At 39.7% G+C, this 9,227-nt stretch carries 8 protein-coding genes and 2 pseudogenes; 9 read left to right on the top strand and 1 reads right to left on the bottom strand.

Annotation, left to right across the window (positions count from 1 at the left end):
* The 9 genes and pseudogenes from ABPH35_RS09320 to ABPH35_RS09280 form a co-directional block, all read left to right on the top strand.
* A pseudogene (locus ABPH35_RS09320) lies at positions 1 to 108 on the top strand (IS30 family transposase); the annotation flags it as partial.
* A gap of 162 nt (positions 109 to 270) precedes the next feature.
* Positions 271 to 459, top strand: coding sequence for a 50S ribosomal protein L28 (gene rpmB, locus ABPH35_RS09315; RefSeq protein ID WP_067087013.1), 189 nt, complete (start codon positions 271 to 273; stop codon positions 457 to 459).
* A gap of 364 nt (positions 460 to 823) precedes the next feature.
* On the top strand, positions 824 to 1,189 hold the full coding sequence (locus ABPH35_RS09310; RefSeq protein WP_075105451.1) for an Asp23/Gls24 family envelope stress response protein: 366 nt from the start codon (positions 824 to 826) through the stop codon (positions 1,187 to 1,189).
* Positions 1,190 to 1,191: 2 nt separating this feature from the next.
* On the top strand, positions 1,192 to 2,856 hold the full coding sequence (locus tag ABPH35_RS09305) for a DAK2 domain-containing protein (RefSeq protein ID WP_349988202.1): 1,665 nt from the start codon (positions 1,192 to 1,194) through the stop codon (positions 2,854 to 2,856).
* Between the two features lie 184 nt (positions 2,857 to 3,040).
* Positions 3,041 to 4,036 (top strand): LacI family DNA-binding transcriptional regulator, encoded by a 996-nt coding sequence (locus ABPH35_RS09300; protein ID WP_349988173.1) that lies wholly within the window; start codon positions 3,041 to 3,043, stop codon positions 4,034 to 4,036.
* 151 nt (positions 4,037 to 4,187) lie between these two features.
* Positions 4,188 to 5,102 carry an ABC transporter permease gene (locus tag ABPH35_RS09295; RefSeq protein WP_349988174.1) on the top strand — a complete coding sequence of 305 codons (915 nt, stop codon included), beginning with the start codon at positions 4,188 to 4,190 and terminating at the stop codon, positions 5,100 to 5,102.
* A gap of 11 nt (positions 5,103 to 5,113) precedes the next feature.
* On the top strand, positions 5,114 to 6,001 hold the full coding sequence (locus ABPH35_RS09290) for a carbohydrate ABC transporter permease (protein ID WP_349988175.1): 888 nt from the start codon (positions 5,114 to 5,116) through the stop codon (positions 5,999 to 6,001).
* 72 nt (positions 6,002 to 6,073) lie between these two features.
* Positions 6,074 to 7,687, top strand: coding sequence for an ABC transporter substrate-binding protein (locus ABPH35_RS09285; protein ID WP_405054577.1), 1,614 nt, complete (start codon positions 6,074 to 6,076; stop codon positions 7,685 to 7,687).
* Positions 7,688 to 7,706: 19 nt separating this feature from the next.
* Positions 7,707 to 9,071, top strand: coding sequence for a glycoside hydrolase family 32 protein (locus ABPH35_RS09280; RefSeq protein WP_349988177.1), 1,365 nt, complete (start codon positions 7,707 to 7,709; stop codon positions 9,069 to 9,071).
* Between the two features lie 56 nt (positions 9,072 to 9,127).
* Here ABPH35_RS09280 and ABPH35_RS09275 read toward each other — a convergent pair.
* Positions 9,128 to 9,227 (bottom strand): annotated as a pseudogene (locus ABPH35_RS09275) (IS30 family transposase); the annotation flags it as partial.

The raw sequence follows: 9,227 nt of genomic DNA, 5'->3' as shown, positions 1-9,227 counted from the left end.
AAAAATGCGACGCAACAACAAGTCGCATTTATTGAAAACTGGATTAACAACTATCCAAAGAAGATATTGGGTTACAAATCTCCTAGAGAATTTTTACAGACTGGCTAACTTGAACTTGAAATTTAGCTTAAGCGACTATTCATCACATCGCAGATAATAGATTAAAAAAATTGAAAGTTCTTCTTGCCAAGAGTCATATTTTTTGGTAGAATAGTCAAGTATGTGGTGCTAGCACATCCGTAATATTTGATCAAATGAGGAGGAATACACATGGCTAAAGTATGTTATTTTACAGGTCGTAAAACTGTATCAGGAAACAACCGTTCACATGCGATGAACCAAACAAAACGTGCGGTAAAACCAAATCTTCAAAAAGTAACTGTTTTGATTGATGGAAAACCTAAAAAAGTTTGGGCTTCAGCTCGCGCACTTAAATCAGGCAAAATCGAACGCGTTTAAAAAAAGAGGTCCAGTGGACCTCTTTTTCACGAGCTGAGAAAATAAGATAGCGAGTCTAGAGGTCCAGTGGACCTCTTTTTCACGAGCTAAGAAAACAAGATAGCGAGTCTAGAGGTCCAGTGGACCTCTTTTTCACGAGCTGAGAAAATAAGATAGCGAGTCTAGAAGTCCAGTGGACTTCTTTTTCTCTGCATTAAAGAGGTCAGATTGTAGTTGGACTTCTATTTTATTACTAAAAAGGCTGCTTATATTGGAAAAAAAAACGACAGCACAAGTTCTTCTCATCTGCTGTAACAGCCTAGTTTTTTACACTCGTGAGAAAATATGGTAGAATAGAGTGATAAAATGATTTGAGGTACGAAAAATGACGGTTAAAATCAATACAAAAGATGGCCAGATTGAGCTAACAGATGATGTCATTGCTACAGTTGTGGGTGGTGCTACGACAGAGATTTTTGGCGTTGTTGGTATGGCCAGCAAATCTGCGATTAAGGATAACTTCCAAGCACTTCTTGGCAAGGAAAATTATGCTAAGGGTGTTGTGATTAAGACGACAGAAGAAGGGCATATTGCAGTAGATGTCTATACTGTGATGAGTTATGGCGTCAAAATCAGCGAAGTTTCTCGCAATATCCAAGAGCGTGTGAAATTTAATTTGGAAAATCAATTAGGGATTGCAGCAGATACGGTCAATGTCTATATTCAAAATATCAAAGTCGTAGGAGAATAATGGTGTCTAAAATTACAACTAGTTTATTTCAAGAAATGGTGCAGGCAGCATCGACTCGTCTGAATAAACAAGCAGAATATGTGAATTCATTAAATGTCTTTCCTGTTCCAGATGGTGATACAGGAACCAATATGGGCATGACTATTACCAATGGTGCAAAAGAAGTGTCTGATAAACCTGCTAATACGGTTGGTGAAGCCGCTCAAATTTTATCTAAAGGCTTGTTGATGGGGGCTCGTGGTAACTCAGGAGTAATCACTTCTCAATTATTCCGCGGTTTTGGTCAATCGGTCAAAGGAAAAGACGAGTTGACAGGAAAAGACTTGGCACAAGCCTTCCAACATGGTGTTGAAGTAGCTTATAAAGCGGTAATGAAACCGGTTGAAGGGACAATCCTGACGGTATCTCGTGGTGCAGCAACTGCAGCTTTGAAAAAATCTGAACAGACAGATGATGCAGTTGAAGTTATGCGTGCAACCTTAGAAGGGGCAAAACGTGCACTCAAGAAAACACCAGATTTGCTTCCGGTATTGAAAGAAGTTGGCGTAGTGGACTCTGGTGGTCAAGGTTTGGTTTATATCTATGAAGGCTTTTTGGCGGCTTTAACTGGTGAATACATTGCTTCTGACGATTTTGAAGCAACTCCTGCGGTAATGTCTGGGATGATCAATGCCGAGCATCATAAGTCAGTAGCAGGCCATGTTGCAACAGAAGATATTACATTTGGTTACTGTACAGAAATCATGGTGGCTCTTCGTCAAGGTCCAACCTATGTGAAAGAATTTGACTACGAAGAATTTCGTACCTATTTAAATGACCTAGGGGATTCTCTCCTAGTGGTGAATGATGACGAAATTGTAAAAGTCCATGTTCACACAGAAGATCCAGGATTGGTTATGCAGGCAGGTCTCCAGTATGGTAGTTTGGTAAAAGTTAAAGTGGATAATATGCGTGAGCAACATGAAGCGCAAGTAGAAAAAGAAGAGAGTTTCCAAAAACCAGCTGAACAAACAGAATACGCAGTGATTGCTGTTGCAGCGGGCGAAGGTTTAACTGAAATCTTCAAATCACAAGGGGTAGACTACGTGATCTCAGGTGGTCAAACCATGAATCCTTCTACCGAAGACTTTGTGAAGGCAATTGATTTGGTCAATGCACGCAACGTTATCTTACTGCCGAATAATAAGAACATCTTAATGGCAGCTCAATCAGCAGCAGAAGTTGCAGAAGTAGCTGTCAAAGTAGTGGAAACACGGACGATTCCGCAAGGATTTACCAGTTTACTAGCCTTTGATCCAAGTCGTGATATTGAAGCAAACTTTGAAGCTATGACAGCTTCGCTAGCCGATGTTAAAAGTGGTAGTGTGACGACGGCGGTCCGTGATACGACAATTGACGGTCTTGAGATTCATGAAAATGACAATCTTGGTATGGTTGACGGTAAGATTGTTGTGTCAAATCCAGATATCCTTCAAGCTCTTGCAGTAACCTTCGATAAGATGTTAGATGAAGACAGTGAAATTGTCACTATTTATGTGGGTGAAGAAGGGGATGAAGCCTTGGCAGAAAATCTTGCCCAAGAATTAGAAGAAAAATATGAAGATATTGAAGTGGAAATCCACCAAGGTGGTCAACCAGTATATCCATATTTGTTTAGTGTTGAATAGAATGAGAAAGCTGAGCAGTAGTGCTTGGCTTTTTTTGCCAGTCTATGCTAGTGAGAAAACGACATATTTTTGTAGATTAGGAATGAGTTTCTTTTGTGCTTTCATAGCTAGATAATTTATTTCTTGAAAAATATAGAAAACGATTTCAAAATATGGTATAATGAAAAATAAAGGAGGTGAAGTGATGGAGGATAAGCAAAAAAAATCGGTTACAATGAAAGATGTAGCGCAGCGAGCGGGCGTCAGTGTAGGTACAGTATCGCGTGTTATCAACCAAGAGCAAGGTATTAAGAAAACGACGCTCGAAAAGGTTCAGCAAGCGATCGCTGAGCTTGATTATATTCCAGACGTTTATGCCCGAGGGATGAAAACCAATCGTACAGAAACCGTCGCCTTAATTCTGCCGACCATTTGGCATCCATTCTTTAGCGAGTTCGCCTTTTTTATCGAAGAAGCCCTCAGTAAGAAAAACTATAAATTATTGCTGTGTAACACAGATGGAGCGAAAAAAGAGATTGAGTACCTCACGATGTTGCGGCAAAATAAGGTAGACGGCATTATTGCGATTACCTATAGTCCGATTGAAGATTATTTAGCATCAAATATTCCTTTTGTGAGTATTGATAGAACCTATCAGGATAAGGAAATTGCTTGTGTTACATCTGACAACCAAAAAGGTGGGGAACTTGCAGCACAAATGCTGTTGGAAAAGGGCTGTCAGCATTTAGCCTTTGTTGGAAGTCACAATAATACACTCAATGAGACCAAAAAGCGTCGCCAATTTTTTGAAAAGACAGTGAGATTGACGGATAAGGAGTGCTTGATTTTTGATTTAGAAGAACCGTTCGATGATTTTCTAGAGCAACTAGAAACCTTCTTGGAACAACATCCGCAGATTGATGGCATTTTTGCAATCAATGATTTTACAGCTTTAGATGTTATTACGATTTTAGAGAAACAAGGTAAACGAGTCCCTGATGATGTTCAAGTGATTGGTTATGATGGTATTCGTTTTTCTAATGATAGAACCTATCATGTGTCTACGATTAAGCAACCTCTAGAGCAGATGGCTCAGGTAGCTGTAGATATTTTGCTAGCTATTATTCAAAAACAAAACCATAAACTTCAAAGTATTTTACCGATTTCCTATGTTGACGGAAGAACGACAAAAAATTTTTAAAAAACGCTTGACAGAAAGCGCTGCCAATGGTAGACTATAGGTAGGAAATTTATTTTTTACAACAAAAATGAAACGTTTCAAAAAGAGAATCTATTATAAGGAAATAGGTTTCTCGTTTCTCTAAAATTGAAACGTTTCAAAAGGAGGAATTATGAACATAGGAAAGGATTACTCTTTGTGGGAAAGAATCAAACGGCAAAAAGTATTACTCTTGATGCTGTTTCCAGGCTTGTTATTGACATTTGTCTTTAAGTACATACCGATGTATGGCGTCTTAATTGCGTTTAAAGATTACAATCCTTTAAAGGGTGTAATGGGAAGTGAGTGGATTGGGTTTCAAGAATTCACCAAATTTCTCTCCTCTCCCAACTTTGGAATCCTATTAGGTAACACCTTGAAATTAAGCGTTTATGGCTTGCTATTGGGCTTCCTACCTCCAGTTATCTTGGCAATCATGCTCAACCAGTTGCTGAGTGATAAGGCGAAAAAACGGATCCAACTCATCCTGTATGCACCAAACTTTATCTCAGTTGTGGTTATTGTCGGAATGATTTTCCTCTTCTTCTCAGTTGGAGGTCCGATCAATAGTATTTTGTCTCTTTTTGGAGTCAAAGCAAATTTTTTGACAGATCCAAATGCCTTCAGACCACTTTATATTTTCAGTGGAATATGGCAAGGAATGGGCTGGGCTTCTACGCTGTATACCGCAACACTGGTCAATGTTGATACGTCCTTGATTGAAGCAGCTAAGATGGACGGTGCCAATATTTTCCAACGAATTTGGCATATTGATTTGCCAGCATTGAGGCCTGTTATGGTGATTCAGTTTGTACTGGCAGCTGGAAATATCATGAATGTTGGCTATGAAAAGGCCTTCTTGATGCAAACATCACTCAACTTGACGAGTTCAGAGATTATATCAACCTATGTTTACAAAGTCGGTCTTGTTTCGGGAGACTATTCATATTCGACAGCTGTAGGGCTTTTCAATGCAGTCATCAATGTTATTTTGTTGGTTGCAGTGAATCAAATTGTTAAACGAATGAATGACGGTCAAGGATTATAGGGGGGGACAAAATGAATACACAGATTTATACGAAATTTGACCGGCGTATGCTGGTTGTCAATAAAATCATCATTGCCTTTTTGGTCCTTATTACACTTGTTCCATTGATTTATATTTTAGTGGCTTCCTTCATGGATCCTCAAGTACTTGTGAGCAAAGGAATTAGCTTTAATCCAGCTGATTGGACGGTTGAGGGTTACCAAAGGGTATTTAGCGACAAGTCAATTATAAGAGGATTCTTTAACTCCCTCTTTTATTCCTTTAGTTTTGCAACTCTAACGGTATTCTTATCCGTTTTGACTGCCTATCCCTTGTCGAAAAAGGATTTGGTTGGAAAGAAATGGATCAATGCCTTTCTCATCTTTACCATGTTCTTTGGTGGAGGTTTGGTTCCGACCTATTTGCTTGTAAAAGATTTAGGGATGTTAAATACCGTCTGGGCGATTATTGTCCCAGGTGCTATCAATGTTTGGAATATTATCTTGGCAAGGACTTATTTTCAGGGTATTCCAGATGAGTTGCTTGAAGCAGCCTATATTGACGGAGCAAATGATTTAGAAATTTTTGTCAAGATTATATTGCCGCTTGCTAAACCAATCATGTTTGTTCTTTTCCTATATGCCTTTGTCGGACAATGGAATTCCTACTTTGATGCCATGATTTATATCAAGGATCCGAATTTAGAACCGCTCCAACTTGTTTTGCGGAAGATTTTGATTCAAAGTGAGCCAGGCAAAGATATGATTGGGGCTCAGGCTGCGATGAATGAAATGAAACGAATTGCAGAAATGATTAAGTATGCAACAATCGTCATCTCAAGTCTACCGTTAATTGTCATGTATCCATTCTTCCAAAAATACTTTGATAAAGGTATTATGGCAGGATCATTGAAAGGGTAACACTCGCTGAAAATTAGTTTTTAGAGAGTATCATTAAAATTGTATTAATAAAAAAGGAGTTTTCTCATGAAAATGAAAAAATGGATGAGTCTCAGTGTGACTCTATTAGCAACATCTACTTTGGCCTTGGCTGCTTGTGGTAGCAAAAATACAGCTTCCAGCCCAGATTACAAACTTGAAAATGTTTCTTTCCCTCTGAAGGAAAAAGTGACCTTGAAATTTATTACAGGTAGTTCACCGCTTGCTCCCAAAGATCCGAATGATAAATTGATTTATCAACGTTTGGAAGAAGAGACAGGTGTCCATATTGACTGGACAAACTACTCTTCTGATTTTGCTGAAAAACGTAATTTGGACATTTCGTCAGGTGACTTGCCAGACGCTATTCATAATGACGGTGCTTCAGATGTTGAGTTGGTCAAATGGGCTAAGCAGGGTGTGATTATTCCGGTTGAAGATTTGATTGAGAAATACATGCCAAACTTGCAGAAGATTTTGGAAGAAAAACCAGAATACCGTGCATTGATGACAGCACCAGATGGCCATATCTATTCATTCCCTTGGATTGAGGAATTAGGTGATGGAAAAGAATCTATTCACTCTGTGAATGACATGGCTTGGATCAATAAAGATTGGTTGAAAAAACTAAATCTTGACATGCCAACCACGACAGATGAGCTTGTAAAAGTCTTAGAAGCCTTCAAAACACAAGATCCAAATGGAAATGGCAAAGCTGATGAAATCCCAATGTCCTTTATCAATGCAGGCGGAAATGAAGATTTTAAACTTCTGTTTGGAGCATTTGGTATCGGGGATAACGATGATCACTTGGTCGTTGGAAATGACGGTGTGGTAGATTTTACGGCTGATAATCCAGAATACAAAGAAGGTGTAAAATTCATTCGTCAATTGCAAGAAAAAGGCTTACTTGATCCAGAAGCCTTTGAACAAGATTGGAATACCTATATTGCAAAAGGTGGCGAACATCAATACGGTGTCTACTTCACATGGGATAAAGCCAACGTTTCAGGTTTTAACGATAGCTACGATGTCCTACCAGTTTTAGCAGGACCAAGCGGTAAAAAACATGTAGCTCGTACTAACGGGATGGGCTTCTCACGCGACCGTATGGTGATTACAAGTGCCAATAAAAACCTTGAATTGACAGCCAAATGGATTGATGCTCAGTATGCACCATTGCAATCTGTTCAAAATAACTGGGGTACGTATGGTGATGATACGCAGCAAAATATCTTTGAATTTGACAAAGCAACAAATAGTTTGAAACACTTGCCCCTTGAAGGAACCGCACCAGGAGAGCTTCGTCAGAAGACAGAAGTTGGAGGCCCTCTTGCTATCCTAGACAGCTACTATGGCAAAGTGACAACAAAACCAGATGATGCTGCATGGCGCTTGGATATCTTGAAGCAAAACTATGTTCCATATATGAATAATGACTCCATCTACCCACGTGTCTTCATGGAAGAAGAAGATTTGGATAAACTTGCTCAAATTGAAGCAGATATGAATGACTATATCTATCGCAAACGTGCAGAGTGGATTGTTAACGGTAACATCGACAAAGAGTGGGATGATTATCTCAAAGAATTAGAAAAATACGGTTTGTCAGATTGGTTAGCCATCAAACAAAAATACTACGATAAATACCTAGAAAATCAAAAATAGAAATAGAGAGTGAGAAAATATGGGAGACCTATTGAGTGTAACCAAAGCCAACGAGTATATTGCGGAACATCAAGCAGAGGTGAATCCTCTGTACAAGCCGGAGGCTCATTTTACAGCGCCGATAGGCTGGATTAACGATCCGAATGGTTTGGTGTATTTCAGAGAGGAATACCATTTGTTTTACCAATATTATCCCTACGGAACGCAGTGGGGGCCAATGCACTGGGGCCATGCAAAGAGTAAGGATTTGCTCCATTGGGAACACCTCCCAGTCGCCCTTGCTCCTGATCAATCTTATGATAAGGACGGTTGCTTCTCAGGAAGTGCGATTGTCAAGGATGATACCCTTTGGTTGATGTACACCGGTCATATTGTCAATGCAGATGGATCTATTTCACAAGTGCAAAACATGGCTTTTTCTAAAGATGGTATTCAATTTGAGAAATTAGCATCTAATCCAGTTGCGACAGGGGAGATTCTCCCAGAAGAACTCATTGCAAGTGATTTCCGCGATCCAAAATTATTTGAAAAAAGTGGGACCTACTACGCAGTTGTGGCTGCCAAGCACCGTGAAGAGGTAGGTACGATTGTTCTGCTTGAATCACCTGACTTAGTCACTTGGAACTTTGCGTCTATTTTCCTAAAAGGTGAGCCACATCAAGGCTTTATGTGGGAATGTCCTGATTACTTTGAATTGGACGGTGTCTCTTGCTTGGCTATGTCACCAATGCGATACGAAAAGACAGGTCTTGACTATGCAAATATCAATTCTTCTGTCATTATGACAGGTAGTGTAGACTGGGACAAGAAGGTCTTTGAACTGGAAACAGTTAAAGAAATTGACCACGGTCATGATTTCTATGCACCTCAAAGTTTGGAAAATACAGCTGGGGAACGCATTATGATTGCTTGGATGCAGACTTGGGGGCGGACCAATATCACGGATCAATTAGGCCATAGGTGGGCATGCGCCATGACCTTGCCAAGAAAATTGAAATGGGATAATGGAGTACTCGTTCAAGAACTTCCTGCTAGCTTGTTGGAGCAATTACCAATCCTACCTGATCAAGGAGCAGTTGAAGTTGGTTATTTCCAAGGAGATTGGAGTGGTGGAAAGGCCTTTCGATTGGGAAGCGAAGCGGACTATATCGAATTTGGCTATGATGCAGAAAGACAAGAAGTCTACATTGATCGCAGTTCATTAAAACAAGCGATTCAAGGAGAGGAAGCCTGGTCAACGGAACGCCGTGCTGTGCAAGCTGAAAATCCACACGTACTAGTGGTCCTTGATAAAAATAGTATCGAACTCTTTGTGAATGGAGGTCAAGATAGTTTGACCAGTACCTATTTCTTGTTAGGCCAACGTGAGTTAACTATATACTAAAAAAAGGGGGTGTTCCCTCTTTTTTATGTGACAAATTGCAAGAAAAAGTGCAACCTTTATTCGAACTCATTCAAGAGAGCTTCAACAGCGGTTCTGTAAGCTAAACATTTTCGTGGTCGGTGGTTGATGTCACCTAATGCCTTTCCCAAAGTCTCG

It is taken from the genome of Streptococcus handemini (assembly GCF_040984445.1).
Classification (GTDB): domain Bacteria; phylum Bacillota; class Bacilli; order Lactobacillales; family Streptococcaceae; genus Streptococcus; species Streptococcus handemini.
This window is presented reverse-complemented; position numbering and strand designations above follow the sequence as displayed.